The sequence below is a fragment of the Streptomyces sp. NPDC091649 genome (assembly GCF_044756785.1).
Lineage (GTDB): Bacteria > Actinomycetota > Actinomycetes > Streptomycetales > Streptomycetaceae > Streptomyces.
In genome coordinates this window covers 404,948-423,519 of record NZ_JBIVTR010000001.1, presented here as the reverse complement: position 1 = coordinate 423,519, position 18,572 = coordinate 404,948, and the positions used below count along the sequence as shown (strand labels likewise).

Here is an 18,572-nt window from a genome sequence, read left to right as displayed (position 1 = left end):
CCCCCTTAAGAAACTTCGGGCCCAACAAGGAGAGCAGGGAACCCAGATGGCGGAGCTCACGATCCGGCCGGAGGAGATCCGGGACGCGCTGGAGAACTTTGTCCAGTCGTACAAGCCGGACGCGGCCTCGCGCGAGGAGGTCGGTACGGTCAGCGTTGCCGGCGACGGCATCGCGAAGGTGGAGGGACTTCCCTCCGCCATGGCGAACGAGCTGCTGAAGTTCGAGGACGGCACCCTCGGTCTCGCCCTCAACCTCGAGGAGCGCGAGATCGGTGCGATCGTCCTCGGCGAGTTCAGCGGCATCGAGGAGGGCCAGCCGGTGCAGCGCACCGGTGAGGTGCTCTCCGTAGGCGTCGGCGAGGGCTACCTCGGCCGTGTCGTCGACCCGCTCGGCCAGCCGATCGACGGTCTCGGCGAGATCGCGACCGACGGCCGCCGCGCCCTCGAGCTGCAGGCCCCTGGCGTCATGGTCCGCAAGTCGGTGCACGAGCCGATGCAGACCGGCTACAAGGCCGTCGACGCCATGGTGCCGATCGGCCGCGGCCAGCGTCAGCTGATCATCGGCGACCGTCAGACGGGTAAGACCGCTCTGGCCGTCGACACGATCATCAACCAGCGCGACAACTGGCGCTCGGGCGACGTGAACAAGCAGGTGCGCTGCATCTACGTCGCCATCGGTCAGAAGGGTTCCACCATCGCCTCCGTGCGTGGTGCGCTCGAAGAGGCCGGTGCGCTGGAGTACACGACCATCGTCGCCGCCCCGGCGTCCGACCCGGCCGGCTTCAAGTACCTGGCGCCGTACACCGGTTCGGCCATCGGCCAGCACTGGATGTACCAGGGCAAGCACGTCCTGATCATCTTCGACGACCTCTCGAAGCAGGCCGACGCCTACCGCGCCGTGTCCCTGCTGCTGCGCCGCCCGCCGGGCCGCGAGGCATACCCGGGTGACGTCTTCTACCTGCACTCGCGTCTGCTGGAGCGCTGCGCCAAGCTCTCCGACGAGATGGGCGCCGGTTCGATGACGGGCCTCCCGATCGTCGAGACCAAGGCGAACGACGTGTCGGCGTTCATTCCGACCAACGTCATCTCCATCACCGACGGCCAGTGCTTCCTGGAGTCCGACCTGTTCAACGCGGGTCAGCGTCCGGCGCTCAACGTCGGTATCTCGGTCTCCCGAGTCGGTGGCTCCGCCCAGCACAAGGCCATGAAGCAGGTCTCCGGCCGGCTTCGCGTGGACCTCGCCCAGTACCGCGAGCTGGAGGCGTTCGCCGCCTTCGGTTCCGACCTGGACGCGGCCTCGAAGGCTTCGCTGGAGCGCGGTAAGCGCATGGTCGAGCTGCTGAAGCAGCCGCAGTACGCCCCGTTTCCCATGGAGGAGCAGGTCGTCTCGGTCTGGGCCGGTACCACGGGCAAGATGGACGACGTCCCGGTCGAGGACATCCGTCGCTTCGAGGGCGAGCTGCTGGAGTTCCTGCGCCGCGAGCGCAAGGACCTCCTGACCAGCATCGCCGAGGGCGGCAAGATGTCCGACGACACGCTGCAGTCGATCGCCGACGCGATCGCCGCCTTCAAGCAGCAGTTCGAGACCTCGGACGGCAAGCTCCTGGGCGAGGGCTGATCGATGGGCGCTCAGCTTCGCGTTTACAAGCGCCGCATCCAAGCCGTCACCGCGACCAAGAAGATCACCAAGGCGATGGAGATGATCGCCGCCTCGCGCATCGTCAAGGCGCAGCGCAGGGTGGCGGCGTCCAAGCCGTACGCGACCGAGCTCACCCGTGCGGTGACCGCGGTGGCGACCGGCTCCAACGCCAAGCACCCGCTCACCACCGAGGTCGAGACCCCGACCCGGGCCGCGGTCCTGCTCGTCACGAGCGACCGCGGTCTGGCCGGCGGCTACTCCTCCAACGCCATCAAGGCCGCGGAGCGGCTGCGGGAGCGCCTTGCCTCCGAGGGCAAGGAGGTCGACACGTACATCGTCGGCCGCAAGGGTGTCGCGTACTACGGCTTCCGCGAGCGCAAGGTCGAGGACTTCTGGACCGGCTTCACCGACAACCCGGCGTACGCCGATGCCAAGCGCGTCGCCGCCCCGTTGATCGAGGCCATCCAGCGGGACACGGCCGAGGGCGGCGTCGACGAGCTGCACATCGTCTTCACGGAATTCGTGTCGATGATGACGCAGAACGCGGTCGACGACCGGATGCTGCCGCTTTCGCTCGACGAGGTGGCGAAGGAGAACGCCCGCAAGGGTGAGATCCTGCCGCTGTTCGACTTCGAGCCGTCGGCCGAGGACGTCCTCGACGCCCTTCTGCCGCGCTACGTCGAGAGCCGCATCTACAACGCACTGCTGCAGGCAGCAGCCTCCGAGCACGCTGCCCGCCGCCGCGCGATGAAGTCGGCCACCGACAACGCCGGGGACCTCATCAAGAGCCTGTCCCGGCTTGCCAACGCGGCCCGCCAGGCCGAAATCACCCAGGAAATCAGCGAGATCGTCGGCGGTGCCAGTGCGCTGGCCGACGCGACCGCGGGGAGTGACAAGTAATGACCACCGCTGTTGAGACGGCCGCTGCCACGGGCCGCGTCGCCCGGGTCATCGGCCCGGTCGTCGACGTGGAGTTCCCCGTCGACGCGATGCCGGAGATCTACAACGCCCTCCACGTCGAGGTCGCCGACCCGGCCGAGGACGGCGCCCGCAAGACGCTGACCCTCGAGGTCGCCCAGCACCTGGGCGACGGCGTGGTCCGCGCGATCTCGATGCAGCCCACCGACGGTCTGGTCCGCCAGGCCCCGGTGACCGACACGGGTGCGGGCATCACCGTCCCCGTCGGTGACATCACCAAGGGCAAGGTGTTCAACACCCTCGGTCAGATCCTGAACGAGCCGGAGGCCGAGGCGCAGATCACCGAGCGCTGGCCGATCCACCGCAAGGCCCCGGCCTTCGACCAGCTCGAGTCGAAGACCGAGATGTTCGAGACCGGCCTGAAGGTCGTCGACCTGCTGACCCCGTACGTCAAGGGCGGCAAGATCGGTCTGTTCGGTGGTGCGGGCGTCGGCAAGACGGTCCTCATCCAGGAAATGATCATGCGTGTGGCGAAGCTGCACGACGGTGTGTCGGTGTTCGCCGGTGTCGGTGAGCGCACCCGTGAGGGCAACGACCTCATCGACGAGATGACCGAGTCGGGCGTTCTGGAGAAGACCGCGCTCGTCTTCGGCCAGATGGACGAGCCGCCGGGGACGCGTCTGCGCGTGGCCCTGTCCGCCCTGACCATGGCGGAGTACTTCCGCGATGTGCAGAAGCAGGACGTGCTGCTCTTCATCGACAACATCTTCCGCTTCACGCAGGCCGGCTCCGAGGTCTCCACGCTGCTCGGCCGTATGCCGTCCGCGGTGGGTTACCAGCCGACCCTGGCCGACGAGATGGGTGTGCTCCAGGAGCGCATCACCTCGACGCGTGGTCACTCGATCACCTCGATGCAGGCGATCTACGTCCCCGCGGACGACCTGACCGACCCGGCCCCGGCCACCACGTTCGCCCACCTCGACGCGACGACGGTTCTCTCCCGTCCGATCTCCGAGAAGGGCATCTACCCGGCCGTGGACCCGCTGGACTCCACGTCCCGCATCCTGGACCCGCGCTACATCTCGCAGGAGCACTACGCCGCGGCCAGCCGCGTCAAGGGGATCCTGCAGAAGTACAAGGACCTCCAGGACATCATCGCGATCCTCGGTATCGACGAGCTGGGCGAGGAGGACAAGCTCGTTGTCCACCGTGCTCGTCGCGTCGAGCGCTTCCTGTCGCAGAACACCCACGCCGCCAAGCAGTTCACCGGCCTGGACGGTTCGGACGTGCCGCTCGACGAGTCGATCGCCGCGTTCAACGCGATCTGCGACGGGGACTACGACCACTTCCCCGAGCAGGCGTTCTTCATGTGCGGTGGCCTGGACGACCTCAAGGCCAAGGCCAAGGAGCTCGGCGTCTCCTGAGCCTCCGGCTCACCGAGGGGGGTGGGTGTGTCCCGCCCCCCTCACCACGCCCCGTAGAATTGACCCAACACCCGGCCGGGCGGCCGGGTGGTGACCCGAGGAGCCACCCTTGGCTGCTGAGCTGCATGTCGAGCTGGTCGCCGCGGACCGAAGTGTCTGGTCCGGCGAGGCCACCCTGGTCGTCGCGCGCACCACGTCCGGCGACATCGGCGTCATGCCCGGTCACCAGCCGCTTCTCGGTGTGCTGGAATCGGGCCCGGTGACGATCCGCACGAGTGAGGGCGGCACCGTGATCGCCGCTGTGCACGGTGGATTCATCTCGTTCGCGGACGACAAGCTGTCGCTGCTGGCCGAGATCGCCGAGCTGGCCGACGAGATCGATGTCGAGCGTGCGGAGCGTGCGCTGGAGCTCGCGAAGTCGGACGCGGACGCCGCTGCCCAGCGGCGCGCCGACGTGCGACTGCGCGCGGTGGCGGTGCGCTAGCACCCCCACTGACAGATGTTTTTACTCAGCCGCGGCCCGAGCTGGAGCAATCCAGCCGTGTCGCGGCTGAGGCGATGCAGGTGCAATACGGTTTCGGTACGCGTTACTCGACGATGCGAGGAGGTCGGTGGAGATGGTCCTCGCGTTGTGGGTGGGCGTGTCCGTCGTCGTCATGGTCCTGTTGGGACTGTTCGTCTTCGGTCTGCGAAGGCGGTTGATCCAGCGGTCCGGAGGAACCTTCGACTGCAGTCTGCGCTGGGATGTGTCCGAGGAACCGGACTCCCTCGGCAAAGGCTGGGTGTACGGGGTCGCCCGCTACAGCGGTGACCGCGTCGACTGGTTCCGGGTCTTCTCCTACGCTCCTCGCCCCCGCCGGGGCCTGGAGCGTTCTGCGATCGAGGTGATCGCCCGCCGGCTGCCGGAGGGCGAGGAGGAGCTGGCGCTCCTGTCCGACTCCGTCGTGCTCGGCTGCCTGCACCGCGGGACACGCCTGGAGCTGGCGATGAGCGAGGACGCCCTGACCGGCTTCCTCGCCTGGCTGGAGGCGGCACCGCCCGGCCAGAGGGTCAATGTGGCCTGAGAGGCAGCCCCGCTGGTCGGGGGCGCCCCTGGACGGAGTCCGGGGGGGCCCCGGACCGTGTCCGGGCCGGGGCGGAGGCCGCGTAGCCACGGGCGTACACAGCGAAAACCGGGGAGACGGGGGGCGGACCCGTCTCCCCGGCGCTTTTCCGGGGTGGTGCTTGCCGTTACGGCGTGGGGGTGACCGTCGTGGCTACTGGAGACCGCTGTCGATCGCGCTCACCAGTTCGCCGTTGGCGGTGTCACCGGAGAACTCCCAGAAGAACGCGCCACCGAGGCCCTGGTTCTTCGCCCAGGTCATCTTCGAACCGATGGTGGCCGGGGTGTCGTAGCTCCACCAGTTGGTGCCGCAGTGGGCGTACGCGGTGCCGGCGACGGTACCGGTGGACGGGCAGCTGTTCTTGAGGACCTTGTAGTCCTCGATGCCCGCCTCGTAGGTGCCCGAGGCCGCGCCGGTCGCCGTGCCGCCGGGGGCGGACTGGGTGACGCCGGTCCAGCCGCGGCCGTAGAAGCCGATGCCGAGGAGCAGCTTCTTGGCCGGGACGCCCTGTGCCTTCAGCTTGGCGATGGCGTCCGCGGAGGTGAAGCCCTGCTGCGGGATGCCGGTGTAGGAGGTCAGCGGCGAGTGCGGGGCCGTCGGGCCCTGCTTCGCCCAGGCGCCGAAGAAGTCGTACGTCATCACGTTGTACCAGTCCATGGACTGGGCCGCGCCGGCGTAGTCGGTGGCGTCGATCTTGCCGCCTGCCGAGGCGTCCGCGGTGATGGCGGCGGTGACCAGGTTCTTCGAGCCGAACTTCGCCCGGGTGGCGTCGGAGAGCTTCTTCAGCGCGCCCGGACCACTGGTGTCACAGGTCAGACCGCAGGCGTTGGGGTACTCCCAGTCCAGGTCGATGCCGTCGAAGACATCGGCCCAGCGGGGGTCCTCGACCAGGTCGTAGCAGGACTGCGCGAAGGCGGCGGGGTTCTGCGCGGCCTGGGGGAAGCCGCCGGACCAGGTCCAGCCGCCGAACGACCAGAGGACCTTGATGTGCGGGTACTTGGCCTTCAGCTTGCGCAGCTGGTTGAAGTTGCCGCGCAGCGGCTGGTCCCAGGTGTCGGCGACGCCGTCGACGGACTGGTCGGCCGTGTACGCCTTGTCGTAGTCGGCGTACGAGTCACCGATCGTGCACTTGCCGTTCTGCACGTTGCCGAAGGCGTAGTTGATGTGCGTGATCTTCGCGGCCGAACCGGACGTCACCAGGTTCTTGACGTGGTAGTTGCGTCCGTAGACGCCCCAGTTGGTGAAGTAGCCCAGGTTGATCTTGTCGCCGCCGGGGCCGGGGTTCTGGTCGCCGCCGGTGGTGCGCACGGAGACGGAGGCGGAGACCGGGCCGGTCTGGTCGGCGGTGTCCCGGGCCTGCACGGCGTAGGAGTAGTCGGTGCCCGCGGTCAGACCGGTGTTGGTGTACGTCGTGCCGGTGACCGTGGCGACCTTCGCGCCGTCGCGCAGCACGTCGTAGTTCTTGACGCCCTTGTCGTCCGTCGCGGCGCTCCAGCTGAGCTTCACCGAGGTGTCGGTGACATCGCCGGTGGTGGGGGCTCCGGGGGCGGAGGGCGGGTTGTCGCCCGGCACGCTGCCGCCGTCACAGGAGGCGCCGTTCAGCTTGCAGCCCGTGGGGGAGCCGGAGCCGGTGCCGTTGAAGCCGAAGCTGACGCTGGCGCCGGGCGCCACGGTCCCGTTCCAGGAGAGGTTCTTGGCGGTCCAGTGGTTGCCGCTGCTGGTGACGGTGGCGTCCCAGGCGGAGCCGGCCGAGGTGCCCGAGGGGAAGTCCCACTCGATGGTCCAGGACGAGAGCGCGGTGGTGCCGGTGTTCTTCACCGTCCACTGGCCCTCGAAGCCGCTGCCCCAGTCCGACTTCTTGGTGTACGTGGCGGTGGCCGACGTGGCAGCCGAGGCGGGGGAGGCGAGCCCCACCATCGCGGCCAGCGGCACGACCAGCGCGGTCAGCCCCGCGACGACCTTGGACCGGCCGCTCGGGGTGGGTATCCATCTGAATCTGGAACGGCGTTGTGGGGATTCTGTGCTCAACGGTGCTCCTCGGGTGAGGTCCAACAAACGGGGGGTGATTCGTGGACTGCAAACCCTGCGCCGCCCTGAGTACGTGGTGCGCTGTACTCACCGCAGTGTGTGTGTCGGTGACAGTAGGAAGGTCTGGACCAATCGTCAAGAGGTCTGGACCAAAGATCGGGGAAGCCCGTTCAGATCCCCAACTCCTGCGCCAGGACGGCGGCCTGCACCCGGCTGCGCAGTTTCAGCTTGCCCAGCAGCCTGCTGACGTGGGTCTTCACCGTGGCCTCGGCCATCGAGAGGCGCAGCGCGATCTCCGCGTTCGACAGGCCCTCGCCCAGGCATCCCAGCACCTCGCGTTCGCGCCGGGTGAGCACGTCCAGCACCGCCGGATCGGCGGCCACCCGGCCGCGGGCGGTGCCCGTGCCGCTGCCGGTTCCGCCGCCGGTTCCGGCGAACTCCGCGATCAGCCGGCGGGTCACGGCCGGGGCGATCAGCCCCTCGCCCCGCGCCACCGTGCGTACCGCCTCCAGCAGGCCCCGCGCTTCGGTGTTCTTCAGCAGGAAGCCGGACGCGCCCGCGCGCAGCGCCCCGAAGACGTACTCGTCCAGATCGAACGTCGTCAGGACCAGGACGTCCGCGAGCCCTTCCGCGACCACCTGCCGCGTCGCCGACACCCCGTCCAGACGCGGCATCTGCACATCCATCAGCACCAGATCCGGGCAGAGTTCCCGGGCCAGGCGCACCGCCGCCTCGCCGTCGCCCGCCTCGCCGACGACCTCGATGTCCGGCGCGCTGCCGAGGATCAGCACCAGCCCCGCGCGCACAGCTGACTGATCCTCCGCCACCAGTACCCGGATCGTCATTCCCGCACCGTCCTCTCCGTCACGGGCAGTTCGGCCCGCACCCGCCAGATCCTGTCGCCACCGCCACCGCCACCGCCGCCCTCGTCGCCGGACGGCTCGGCCCCGGCGTGAAACGTCCCGCCGAGCAGCGCCGCCCGCTCCCGCATGCCCACCAGGCCCGCCCCCGAGCCCGGCGCCGTGGGGCCGGGGCGGCGGCCCAGCACACTGGTCACCTCGACCGTCAGCAACTCCCCGGCCAGGCGGAGCCGCACCACGACCGGGCCCGGCGCCGCGTGCTTGAGCGCGTTGGTCAGGGACTCCTGAACGATCCGGTACGCGGCCAGCTCCACCGGCGTCGGCAGCGCGCCCGCCCCCGGGCCCCGGGCGTCCTCCACGGCGCAGACGAGCCCGCTGGAGGCCCCGTTGGCGTTCGCCTGCGCGACCAACGCGTCCAGGGAGGCGAGCGTCGGGGCCGCCGCCGGGGCGTCATCCTCGCCGCCCTCCCTCAGCAGCCCGATCAGCCGCCGCATCTCCGCCAGCCCCTCGACGCTGTTCTCCCGGATCACCTTCAGGGCGTTCCGTGAGGTCTCCGGGTCGTCGATGGACAGGGCGGCGGTGGAGTGGATCGCCACGGCCGAGAGGTGGTTGGCCACCATGTCGTGCAGTTCCCGGGCCATCCGGGCGCGCTCGGCCACCACCGCCTGCGTCCGGTCCACCTCGGCCAGCCGCGCGGTCTGGCGGGCCGCCAGCCGGGCGGCGTCGGCGGCGGTGCGGTGGTTGCGCACGCTGACCCCGGCGATCGCGGGGAGGAAGGAGAGCAGCCCCGCGACGACGCCGATCAGCAGCGCCTCGGGTCTGCGGAACCAGCCCAGGAAGCCGATGGTCACCGCGACGGTGATCAGGAGTGTGGCCACCGGGATCCGGCGCGCCGCGGCCGGGGTCCCGTACAGCACGGCCGCGTACACGATGTCCGTGAACATCAGGACGGTGGCCAGACTGCCGCGGGTGAGCTGGTCCGCGATCAGCGCGAGGGCGCCGACGGCCAGTGCCGCCCGGGGCGCGCGGCGGCGCAGCAGCTCCATCGCGGCCATCACGGTCAGCGGTACGAGGGTGACCCAGGGGGCGGCGAAGGGGCGGCCGCCCTGGGTGTGCAGGCCCAGCAGCCACAGGAGCAGCCCGCCGAGCAGCCCGGAGGCGGCGAGGGCGACGTCGTCGCGGTGGAAGCGGATCGCGGTGGACACCCCTCCATCCAACACGCGGCAACGCCGCCGGGCCTCCGTTCCGGGGCCGAGGCGCGGCTACATCGAAGGATGCAGTCCTGTTTCGTCACTGCCGACGACGCGTCCCCGCCCGCCGGACGGAAAGCTGGAGGAGAACGGGAGGAGAGAAGTCGTGATCGCCATTCTGATCGTGCTCTGCGAGGTCGCTTTCTGGGTGCTGCTGGCCGCCGGACTCGCGTTGCGCTACGTCGCGAGGAAACCGAGGCTCGGCGCGGCCGTCCTGCTGTGCGAGCCGCTGCTGGAGGTCGTGCTGCTGGTGGTGACGGCCATCGACCTGAAGAACGGCGCCGAACCCGACTGGAAGCACGGTCTCGCCGCCGTCTACATCGGCTTCACCGTGGGCCTGGGCCACTCCACCGTCAAGTGGGTGGACGCCCGCGTCGCCCACCGGTGGTTCGGCGGCCCGCCGCCGGTGAAGCCGCCGAAGTACGGCAGGGCACGCGCCGCCCACGAGTGGCGCACCGCCGCCCGCTGGATCCTCGCGTCGGTGGTCGCGCTGGGCCTGCTCCAGGCGGCGATCTGGTACGTCGGCTCCGGCGGGGACAGCGGCTCGCTGCGGATGTGGCAGCAGAAGATGACCTGGGTGATCGGCATCAACCTGGTCATCGCCGGGAGCTACACCCTCTTCCCGAAGCAGGCCCCGAAGGGCGCGGTGGCCGATCGGGAGCCGGCCGACCGCTAGCGCTCGCCGCCCGGCACCCACAGTACGTCCCCGACCTCCTTGTTCGCGCTCCGTGCCAGGATGAACAGGAGGTCGGAGAGACGGTTGAGGTAGGTGGCGGTCAGAGTGTTCATCGACTCCCCGTGCACCTCCAGCGCCGCCCAGGTGGACCGCTCGGCGCGCCGGACCACGGTGCACGCCTGGTGCAGCAGGGCCGCGCCGGGCGTACCGCCGGGGAGGATGAAGCTGCGGAGCTTCTCCAGCTCCTCCAGGAAGGTGTCGCAGTCCGCCTCCAGCTTGTCGATGTAGGACTGCTCGACCCGCAGTGGCGGGTACTCCGGGTCCTCGACCACCGGGGTGCACAGGTCCGCGCCCACGTCGAAGAGGTCGTTCTGGACGCGTACGAGGACCTTCACCAGCTCCTCGGGAAGCTGCCCCAGCGCGATGGCGGCGCCGATCGCCGCGTTGGCCTCGTTGGCGTCCGCGTACGCCGAGATCCGCAGATCGGTCTTGGCGGTGCGGCTCATGTCGCCGAGGGCCGTGGTGCCCCGGTCGCCGGTCCGGGTGTAGATGCGCGTCAGATTGACCATGGGGCCAGCGTAGTTACGCTCCGGCCCGCCGGAAGAGCCGTGTGCCCACCGTCACGGCCGCGGCGGCGGGACGGACGGCGGCCGGGCCCTCAACTGTGCGCCCGGGGGAGCCGAATGACACGTCCCGGTGTGATGTCCGTCATCTGAGACGTGACGCGCATCTCTTCACCGCCCCAGCGCGCCCGACGGGTACTAACCTCCGCCGGAGAGCATGTGAACCGCCGTGAACAGAAGCGCACGGGCGAACAGAAACCAAGGGGTGCGAACGTGGCCAGGAAGCTCGCCGTCATCGGGGCCGGACTCATGGGATCCGGGATCGCGCAGGTCTCCGCCCAGGCGGGCTGGGACGTCGTGCTGCGCGACGTCACGGACGCCGCGCTGACCCGGGGCCGTGACGGCATCAGGGCCTCGTACGACAAGTTCGTCTCCAAGGGCAAGCTGGACGCGGCGGACGCCGAGGCCGCGCTCGCCCGCATCACGACGTCCACCGACCTCGACGCGGTGGCCGACGCGGACGTCGTGGTGGAAGCCGTCTTCGAGAAGCTGGAAGTCAAGCACGAGATCTTCCGGGCCCTGGACAAGGTCGTCGGTGAGCACACCGTCCTCGCGTCCAACACCTCCGCCATCCCGATCACCAAGATCGCGGCCGTGACGGAGCGTCCGGAGCGCGTCGTCGGCGTGCACTTCTTCTCGCCGGTCCCGATGATGCAGCTCTGCGAGCTGGTGCGCGGCTACAAGACCAGCGACGAAACCCTCGCCACCGCGCGGGAGTTCGCCGAGTCGGTCGGCAAGACGTGCATCGTCGTGAACCGCGATGTGGCGGGCTTCGTCACCACCCGGCTGATCTCGGCGCTCGTCGTCGAGGCCGCGAAGCTGTACGAGTCGGGCGTCGCCTCCGCCGAGGACATCGACACCGCCTGCAAGCTGGGCTTCGGCCACGCCATGGGCCCGCTCGCCACCGCGGACCTGACCGGCGTCGACATCCTGCTGCACGCCACGGGCAACATCTACACCGAGTCGCAGGACGAGAAGTTCGCCGCCCCGGAGCTGATGCGCCGGATGGTCGACGCAGGTGACATCGGGCGCAAGAGCGGGCAGGGCTTCTACACGTACTGACCGGAGCCGCCCCCTCGGCCCGCCGGCCCGCCGCCGTCCGGGCCGGGGAAGCCGGGGACGCTACCCGGCAGTGACCGGTCACCGCCGAACCGGCGTCACTCCACCGAGTGAATTCGATATCGATTCGCTCACAGACGGCAACTTCCCTGTCGCCGCGACAGTCAGTGGTGGCAGGGGCAAGGCCGGTGACAGCGGCGAACGCCGACGGCCGAGCAGAGCGGCCGGACAGCACGGGCCGGAGAGCACAGCCAGACAGACCTTCTACGGAGCATGACCGGGGAGCACATATGCATATCAGGGGCGACCACGCCGAGCTGGTCGTCGGGGGCCGCCTCGACGTCCGAAGCGCGGCGGACGCCCGTACGGTCCTGCACTCGGCCGTGGACGACGGAGTCGGCGACCTCGTGCTGGACCTGACCGAGCTGGACTCCTGGGACGCCACCGGACTCGGCGTCATCATGGGGGCCCACCGCCGCGCCGGGCGGGCCGGGCGCCGTCTCGTGCTGCGCGGCGTGCCGCCGCAGATGCAGCGCCTGCTGGTGGCCACCCGGCTGCACCGCATCCTGGCCATCGAGGGCGGCATCGTCGCGGAGTCGCTGCCGCGCGTCTGAGGACCTCCGCGCGCCGCTCACCCCGCCGCTCAGCCCTGCCACCCACCGCTCGCCCGTCCGCGGGCCGGGCGGACCGGGCGGCCGGGCGGACCGTCCGTGGAGGCAGAAGTCACGCAATCCTCACCGGAACGTGACGTCCTGGACGGCGTGGCACCCCGCCGGTTTATGGATACTGGGTCACGGTCTAGGGTTCGGCCGTCCGCCGAATGACGACGAACCCATGGGCGGACACCGGACCGGAAGCGACAGCGGGGCGCGTGTGAGGCCGGGAGGGCGACCGCGCACGACGCGTCTGGGGGACTTTGCGATGGACCCGACACACCGGGCACCGGAAGAGTACGGGCAGGGCCACGACCGCTCCGGCGGCGATCCGGGCCACCGGCGGCCGTCCCGTGACTCCGGCGCCGACTTCGCCCAGCAGGCTCCGCAGCAGGTCCGCGTCGTCCAGCTGACCGTCGGCGACCTGCTGCTCACGGTCAACCCCGTCGACGGCAGCGAGGTCGAGGCGTGCCCGCCCGGCTCGGGCCCCGACGCCCCGGTCCGCCGCGCCCCCGCCGAACGCGCCGACCACGAACGGGCCGGCGCTCCCCCCGTGCCCGCCGGCCCGCCGGCTCCCCAGCCGCCCCTCCTGGAACGCCAGGAGGAGCGCGAGCGCCTGGTCCGCCTGCTGGCGCGCGGCCGCAGCGTCCGCCTCACCGGCCAGGCCGGCGCCGGCCGCACCGCGCTGCTGGACGCCGTCGCCGCCGACTGCGCGGACCTGGCCCCCGACGGGGTCGTCCGCCTCAACGGCCGGGGCCGCACCGGTCCCGATCTGCTGCACGCCCTCTTCGACACCGTGTACAAGGCCCCGGGCCACCGCCCCGACCGGGACGAACTGCTCGCGCTCGTCCGGGGCATCGGCGCCGTCGTCACCATCGACGACCTGGAGATCGGCGGCGCGGCCCTCGACGAACTCCTCGCCGCCACCCCCGAGTGCGCCTTCCTGCTCGCCGCCACCCCCGACGTCACCACCCCCGGCGTCGACGCCCACCTGGAGGAGGTGCTCCTCGCCGGACTCGGCCGGAGCGCCTCACTGGACCTGCTGGAGAAGGTCGTCGAACGCCCCCTCACCGAGGAGGAACGGAACTGGGCGGGCGACCTCTGGTTCGAGTCCGAGGGCCTGCCCCTCCGCTTCGTCCAGGCCGGCTCCCTCCTCGTCCAGCGCGACCGGCTGCGCGCGGACCCCGGCGCCTTCGACGAGCACGACTCCTTCGAGCCACGCGCGGACGACGCGCCCGAGGCGCCGGCCGCCGAAGCCCCGGACGCCCCCCTGCCGAGCCTCGGCGAGGGCGCGGCCCCGGCCGCGCTGCTGGCCTCCCGGCTCAGTGAGGCGGCCCGTGCGGCGCTGCGCTTCGCCGTCGCCCTCGGCGGTGAGGTGCCCCACCAGGCCCACCTGCCGGCCCTCGTGGGCGACACCCACGCGGACGCCGCGCTCGGCGAGCTCGCGGGCTGCGGTCTGCTCTCCCCGGCCGGCCCCCGCTACCGCCTCGCCGCCGGAGTCCTCGCCCAGCTGGCGGCGGCCGGTTACGAGGACGACGCCGCCGCCCACGCCCGCACCGCCGCCCAGCACTACGCCTGGTGGACCTCGCACCCCTCGGTCACCCCGCAGCGGGCGGTCGCCGAAGCCGACGCGATCGTCGCCGCCCTGGCCCGGCTGGTACCGGGCGACGAGGCGGGCGCGGCCAGCGCGGCCGTCCTGCTGGCCCGCAGCGCCTCCCCGGCCCTGGCCGCGGGGCTGGGCTGGGGGGCCTGGGAGCGGGCCCTCAGGATCGGCCAGGAGGCTGCCAGGATCGCCGGTGAGGTCGCCGAGGAGGCGTACTTCCACCATGAGTTGGGTGTCCTCGCGCTCTGCACCGGCAACGCGGACCGGGCCCGCACCGAGCTGGAGACCTCGATCGGGATGCGCGGTGCGCTCGCCGACAGGTCCGGGGCCGTGGCCGGGCGCCGGGCGCTCGCCCTCGTCGCGGACCGCTCCGGCGACTTCACCCCGCCGGGCCGCACCCCCTCGGGCGACGACGTGCCCGTCGTGTCCCAGGAGGCCCCGGGCACGCCGCCCGGCGGGTTCCCGGGTGCGCCGGTGTTCGCCCGGCACACCGGCGGGGAGGAGCCCACCGTCGCCTCCTCGCTGCCGCCCGGTCCCGCCGTGCGCAAGGGAAGCGGGCGCGCCGTCCTCGGCGGCGCCCGGCGCAATCTGGCCGCCGCGGGCGCGGGAGCCCTGCTGATCGCGGTGCTCGGCACCGTCGTCACGCTCGGCGTCACCGCGGGCGACGGCGACGAGCCGGCCGGCCGCAACGTCACCACCGAGCAGACGGCCACGAAGGACGCGACCGACGACGGTTCGTCCGCGGACGAGCCGGAGGGCGGCTCCGTACCGGCGGGGGCGACGACCGGCGGCGAGGCGCCCACGACCCCCGGCCCCTCGGGGTCGGCGAGCCCGAGCACGTCCGGCTCCGCGTCCCCCAGCGCCTCCGCCACGGACGGCGCCTCCCCGGGATCGGACGGGCCGACGGACGGCGGGAGCAGCGGCTCCCCGGACGATCCGTCGCCGACCGAGAGCTCGCCCGAGCCCTCGGCGAGCGAGAGTGACGGCGAGAGCGAGAGCCCGAGCCCCTCGCCGTCCGGGTCGGAGAGCGACTCGTCGTCCCCGACGCCCACCACCCCGACGACGTCTTCGAGTTCGGCGGAGGTGTCCTCCTCCGCGGTCGGCCCCGTGCAGTCGGCCGCCGCCCCGGAGTCCGGCGAGGCCACCGACCCGGCCCTCTGAGCGCGCCGGGGCGCGGACGGACGACGGGCCGGGGCGCGGACGGACGGAAGCCGGGCGGTGCGCGCTTTCGCGCGAGCCGCCCGGCTTCCGTCCGTCCCGGTCAGATCAGAACAGCCGCAGCTTGTCGTCCTCGATGCCCCGCATCGCGTCGTAGTCCAGGACCACACAGCCGATGCCGCGGTCCGTCGCCAGCACCCGGGCCTGCGGCTTGATCTCCTGCGCGGCGAAGACGCCCCGGACCGGCGCGAGGTGCGGGTCGCGGTTCAGCAGCTCCAGATAGCGTGTCAGCTGCTCCACGCCGTCGATGTCACCGCGCCGCTTCAGCTCCACGGCCACCGTCTGCCCGTTCGCGTCCCGGCACAGGATGTCCACCGGTCCGATCGCGGTGGGGTACTCCCGGCGGATCAGGGTGTGGCCCTCGCCGAGGATCTCGATCCGGTCCGCGAGCAGCTCCTGGAGGTGGGCTTCCACGCCGTCCTTGATGAGCCCCGGGTCGACGCCCAGCTCGTACGACGAGTCGTGGAGGACTTCCTCCATGGTGATGATCAGCTTCTCGCCCGCCTTGTTCACCACGGTCCAGACGCCTTCCTCACCGTCGGCGCCCTCCTTCAGGGTGCACGGCGGGGACATCCAGTTGAGCGGTTTGTACGCCCGGTCGTCGGCGTGGATGGAGACGCTTCCGTCCGCCTTCACCAGGATCAATCGGGGTGCGGAGGGCAGGTGGGCGGTGAGCCGGCCCGCGTAGTCCACGGAGCAACGGGCGATGACGAGACGGATGGCACTTGCCCTTCTCTACAGCAGCTGAGCTGCGTGTTTCGGGTGCGACCACGGAGACCGCGGGACATGGGCGGGATGCGAGGCGAACGGCGTCCGCCCCGTATCCCACGGGCTTCGACAGGGCCGACAGTCTACGGGGAAGCGGAGCCGCACCGCTTCGGCCCCTTCGACGGCGCCGTCGCCGGGGGCCGGCCCGGGACGAACGCTCCCGAGGGGCCGCGGGGGCGGTGGTCCGGCCCGGCGCGGGCGCTTCGGCCGGCGGGCCCGGTGCCGCGGGCCGCTCCCCGCTCCGTGCTGCCCGCCGGGGTGCCGCGCCGCCGCGAAGGGCAGGCCACTTCACGTCAACCTCGGGCTGTGGCCACGGCCGGCCGGCTCGGGGCTCAACGCGATCGCCCCACCCGCCGTCTCCTGTCACTCGGTGCACGTCGCGTCGCGGCCGAGCGGGCTTGCCCCTCTTTGCGACCCTTCGTTATTGGCCGGTTGTGTTCCCAATCTCCTGGTGCGGCCCCGACCGCGCGCTTAACGTGGAAGCAGGAGGTCGCCGCCCGTGCACGCTGCGTCGTCGCCCCCCTTCCCTGCCCGTAAGGCCCCGGCCACTGCCCGGGGTCGCGAGAGGAGAACCCATGTCGCTCGACGTCTCACCGGCGCTGTTGGAACAGGCCGAGCGAGGCGAGGTCGACGAAGCCGACTTCGTCGACTGCGTCCGGACCTCCCTGCCCTTCGCATGGGAGATGATCAGCTCGCTGGTGGCTCAGTTGAAGGTCGACGGCGGAGAGTTCGCCGACAACCAGACGCCGCCGCCGGACGAGCAGGCACGTGGTCAGCTGCTGCGCGCGCTCGCGAGTGATGCGATTCGCGGCGCGCTCCAGCGGCACTTCGGAGTGCGTCTGGCATTCCAGAACTGCCACCGCGTCGCGGTGTTCCCGCTGGACGCCTCGGTCGACGACCGACTGGCCAAATTCACCTCGGTGAGGGGCCAGTTGCTCAACCAGTCGCCCGGACTACGGGACTGCTGAACGCTTCTGCTGCCGTCCCGGGCCGCGGGAGGTGCAACTGGCTCCGGGGCGGCAGCTCCCGTACCACCGCACCACACGTCCCACTGCGGTCCCCGAGGAAGGCCGAGCCGCGCAGGTCAGGTGAGCAGTGGCAGCACGTCGGCGCCCAGGCGCCGGACGTTCTCCTCGGTCGCCGCGAGATCGCCCGACCCCTCCACCAGGAGAGCGAAGCGCGTGATCCCGGTCCGCTCGGCCGTGGCCGCGAGCCGGTCGGCGGCCAGCCGCGGCGGGCCCACCGCATGCATGCCGCACAGCAGTTCCGTGTACGCGACCGGGTCCCGCATCACGCGGTGCCTGCCGTCGACCGTGACATGGGCGTCGAGCCCCTGGCGCAGCCAGCCGGGCATCGTCTTCACCAGCAGCTCCGTGGCGTCTCCGGCACCGTCCGCGATCTGGGCCACCCCGGCGGACACGTGTTCTGCTCCCGCCACCACCTCGGGCGGATGGCCGGCCTCCCGGGCCGCCGTACGCCACAGAGCGACCATCTCCGCCTTCTCCTCGTCCCCGCAGTGCATTCCCAGCAGCATCGGGAGTGCCCGCCGCGCCGCCAGCCGTACGCTCTTCGGAGAGGTGCACGCCACCACGACCTCGGGCCCCGCGGCAACCGGACCCGCGTCTCCCGGGCCCTCCAGCAGTTCGTCCGCGCGCGGCACCACCGCCACCTCGCGGAACCCGAACCGCTCGCCGCGCCCCGCGACGCGCGGCTCCCGCAGCCAGTCGAGCACCAGGCCCAACGCCTCGGGGAAGCCGTTCTCGTACGCGTCGAGACCCCCGCCGAACACTTCCAGGTCCACCCACGGGCCGCCCCGGCCCACTCCCAGCGAGAAGCGCCCGCCGCTGGTCAGATGCAGCAGGGCGGCCTGCTCGGCGAGGGCGACCGGGTGGTGGTTGGGCAGCACGCTGACCGCCGTGCCGATGCGGATTCTGCGGGTGCGGCCCAGCAGCAGCGCGGCCAGTGTGGTCGCGGACGGGCAGACCCCGTACGGCACGAAGTGGTGCTCGGCCAGCCACACCGAGTCGAGACCGCTCACCTCGGCGGCCTCGGCGGACCGCACGGCCCGGTGCAGGACTTCACCCGGCCCCTGCCCCGGGAACTGGGCTGCCAGAACGAATGTTCCGATGCGCATCGCCTATTGCCTCCTTGCGGCCGACGCGTTTCTCCCCCACCGGCAACAACGTCCGACACGTGCCAAAGGCACGGTCCGGGCGGAAGTTGTTGCGATTTTCCGCTAACTCACCCCTGTGCCGGATCGGGCCGCCGCGGCGCCCGACGGCCGCCCCCGGGGCCAGGCCCTAGGCTTGGGAGAACCGTGCCCGATCCGCCCCCGTGAGGTGTCCCGTGTCCCCGCGCCGCAACCGCCCCCGTGGCGGCGAGATTTCCGATGAACGCCTCGGCTCGGCGCCCGGCAGGTACGGCGGGGGAGGGGCCACCGAGAGCTGGCAGGGCGAGGAGTGGTCGGTGCGCCCGGTCAGCGGCGCGAGCGCCCGGGGCAAGCGGTACCGCTGCCCCGGCTGCGACCAGGAGATCCCCTCCGGGGTCCCGCATCTCGTCGCCTGGCCCGAGTTCGGCGGCATCGACGACCGCAGACACTGGCACAAGGCGTGCTGGAACGCGAGGGACCGCCGCACCACCCGGGTGCAGCGGTCACGGAACGCGCCGCGCTACTGACGACGAGCGGACCCCTCGGATGCCGAGCGGCCTCTCCGGGTGCCGAGCGGGTCCCTCGGAGGTACGCGCCGGGC

At 71.5% G+C, this 18,572-nt stretch carries 17 protein-coding genes; 11 read left to right on the top strand and 6 right to left on the bottom strand.

The features are described 5' to 3' along the window. Nucleotides 1-46: 46 nt before the first annotated feature. The 5 genes from atpA (at nucleotide 47) to ACIQMU_RS01785 (ending at nucleotide 5,045) form a co-directional block, all read left to right on the top strand. Nucleotides 47-1,618 carry a F0F1 ATP synthase subunit alpha gene (gene atpA, locus ACIQMU_RS01805; protein ID WP_352238225.1) on the top strand — a complete coding sequence of 524 codons (1,572 nt, stop codon included), beginning with the start codon at nucleotides 47-49 and terminating at the stop codon, nucleotides 1,616-1,618. Nucleotides 1,619-1,621: 3 nt separating this feature from the next. Further along, on the top strand, nucleotides 1,622-2,539 hold the full coding sequence (locus ACIQMU_RS01800) for a F0F1 ATP synthase subunit gamma (protein WP_352238226.1): 918 nt from the start codon (nucleotides 1,622-1,624) through the stop codon (nucleotides 2,537-2,539). Continuing rightward, nucleotides 2,539-3,981 (top strand): F0F1 ATP synthase subunit beta, encoded by a 1,443-nt coding sequence (gene atpD / locus ACIQMU_RS01795; protein ID WP_352238227.1) that lies wholly within the window; start codon nucleotides 2,539-2,541, stop codon nucleotides 3,979-3,981. Before ACIQMU_RS01800 ends, atpD begins: the two co-directional genes overlap by 1 nt. Before the next feature lie 109 nt (nucleotides 3,982-4,090). Beyond that, the gene (locus tag ACIQMU_RS01790; protein ID WP_003966248.1) at nucleotides 4,091-4,465 is read left to right on the top strand and encodes a F0F1 ATP synthase subunit epsilon; all 375 of its coding nucleotides are present in this window, start codon (nucleotides 4,091-4,093) and stop codon (nucleotides 4,463-4,465) included. Between the two features lie 133 nt (nucleotides 4,466-4,598). Next, nucleotides 4,599-5,045 (top strand): DUF2550 domain-containing protein, encoded by a 447-nt coding sequence (locus ACIQMU_RS01785; RefSeq protein WP_352238557.1) that lies wholly within the window; start codon nucleotides 4,599-4,601, stop codon nucleotides 5,043-5,045. Nucleotides 5,046-5,237: 192 nt separating this feature from the next. On the opposite strand, the gene ACIQMU_RS01780 is transcribed toward ACIQMU_RS01785, so the two are convergent. The 3 genes from ACIQMU_RS01780 to ACIQMU_RS01770 form a co-directional block, all read right to left on the bottom strand. Then, a complete protein-coding gene (locus ACIQMU_RS01780; RefSeq protein ID WP_352238228.1) occupies nucleotides 5,238-7,112 on the bottom strand; it encodes a glycoside hydrolase family 18 chitinase in 1,875 nt (624 codons plus the stop codon). Between the two features lie 170 nt (nucleotides 7,113-7,282). Further along, entirely contained in the window at nucleotides 7,283-7,957 is a 675-nt protein-coding gene (locus ACIQMU_RS01775) for a response regulator (protein WP_402688046.1), read from the bottom strand. Then, entirely contained in the window at nucleotides 7,954-9,177 is a 1,224-nt protein-coding gene (locus ACIQMU_RS01770) for a sensor histidine kinase (protein WP_402688045.1), read from the bottom strand. Before ACIQMU_RS01770 ends, ACIQMU_RS01775 begins: the two co-directional genes overlap by 4 nt. A 151-nt stretch (nucleotides 9,178-9,328) precedes the next feature. Between ACIQMU_RS01770 and ACIQMU_RS01765 the strand changes: the two genes are divergently transcribed. Beyond that, entirely contained in the window at nucleotides 9,329-9,898 is a 570-nt protein-coding gene (locus ACIQMU_RS01765) for a hypothetical protein (RefSeq protein ID WP_352238231.1), read from the top strand. On the opposite strand, the gene ACIQMU_RS01760 is transcribed toward ACIQMU_RS01765, so the two are convergent. Then, a complete protein-coding gene (locus ACIQMU_RS01760) occupies nucleotides 9,895-10,467 on the bottom strand; it encodes a cob(I)yrinic acid a,c-diamide adenosyltransferase (protein WP_352238232.1) in 573 nt (190 codons plus the stop codon). The two genes, ACIQMU_RS01765 and ACIQMU_RS01760, sit on opposite strands and share 4 nt — an antisense overlap. A 267-nt stretch (nucleotides 10,468-10,734) precedes the next feature. Between ACIQMU_RS01760 and ACIQMU_RS01755 the strand changes: the two genes are divergently transcribed. The 3 genes from ACIQMU_RS01755 to ACIQMU_RS01745 all read left to right on the top strand — a co-directional run bounded on the left by ACIQMU_RS01755 (nucleotide 10,735) and on the right by ACIQMU_RS01745 (nucleotide 14,997). Further along, nucleotides 10,735-11,583 carry a 3-hydroxyacyl-CoA dehydrogenase family protein gene (locus ACIQMU_RS01755; RefSeq protein WP_352238233.1) on the top strand — a complete coding sequence of 283 codons (849 nt, stop codon included), beginning with the start codon at nucleotides 10,735-10,737 and terminating at the stop codon, nucleotides 11,581-11,583. A gap of 287 nt (nucleotides 11,584-11,870) precedes the next feature. Continuing rightward, nucleotides 11,871-12,194 (top strand): STAS domain-containing protein, encoded by a 324-nt coding sequence (locus ACIQMU_RS01750; protein ID WP_352238234.1) that lies wholly within the window; start codon nucleotides 11,871-11,873, stop codon nucleotides 12,192-12,194. A 307-nt stretch (nucleotides 12,195-12,501) separates the two neighbouring features. Continuing rightward, nucleotides 12,502-14,997, top strand: coding sequence for an ATP-binding protein (locus tag ACIQMU_RS01745; RefSeq protein ID WP_402688044.1), 2,496 nt, complete (start codon nucleotides 12,502-12,504; stop codon nucleotides 14,995-14,997). A 105-nt stretch (nucleotides 14,998-15,102) separates the two neighbouring features. Here the strand turns inward: ACIQMU_RS01745 and nucS are convergent, their stop codons facing one another. Further along, complete coding sequence (gene nucS / locus ACIQMU_RS01740) at nucleotides 15,103-15,774, bottom strand: endonuclease NucS (RefSeq protein ID WP_065488252.1); 672 nt, start codon at nucleotides 15,772-15,774, stop codon at nucleotides 15,103-15,105. 623 nt (nucleotides 15,775-16,397) lie between these two features. Between nucS and ACIQMU_RS01735 the strand changes: the two genes are divergently transcribed. Beyond that, nucleotides 16,398-16,790, top strand: coding sequence for an SCO5389 family protein (locus ACIQMU_RS01735; protein ID WP_352238236.1), 393 nt, complete (start codon nucleotides 16,398-16,400; stop codon nucleotides 16,788-16,790). Nucleotides 16,791-16,906: 116 nt separating this feature from the next. On the opposite strand, the gene ACIQMU_RS01730 is transcribed toward ACIQMU_RS01735, so the two are convergent. Continuing rightward, nucleotides 16,907-17,956, bottom strand: a complete 1,050-nt coding sequence (locus ACIQMU_RS01730) for an LLM class flavin-dependent oxidoreductase (RefSeq protein WP_352238237.1) — start codon at nucleotides 17,954-17,956, stop codon at nucleotides 16,907-16,909. A gap of 212 nt (nucleotides 17,957-18,168) precedes the next feature. Here ACIQMU_RS01730 and ACIQMU_RS01725 point away from each other — a divergent pair, with 212 nt between their 5' ends. Beyond that, nucleotides 18,169-18,498 carry an ATP/GTP-binding protein gene (locus ACIQMU_RS01725; protein ID WP_352238238.1) on the top strand — a complete coding sequence of 110 codons (330 nt, stop codon included), beginning with the start codon at nucleotides 18,169-18,171 and terminating at the stop codon, nucleotides 18,496-18,498. Nucleotides 18,499-18,572: the final 74 nt, after the last annotated feature.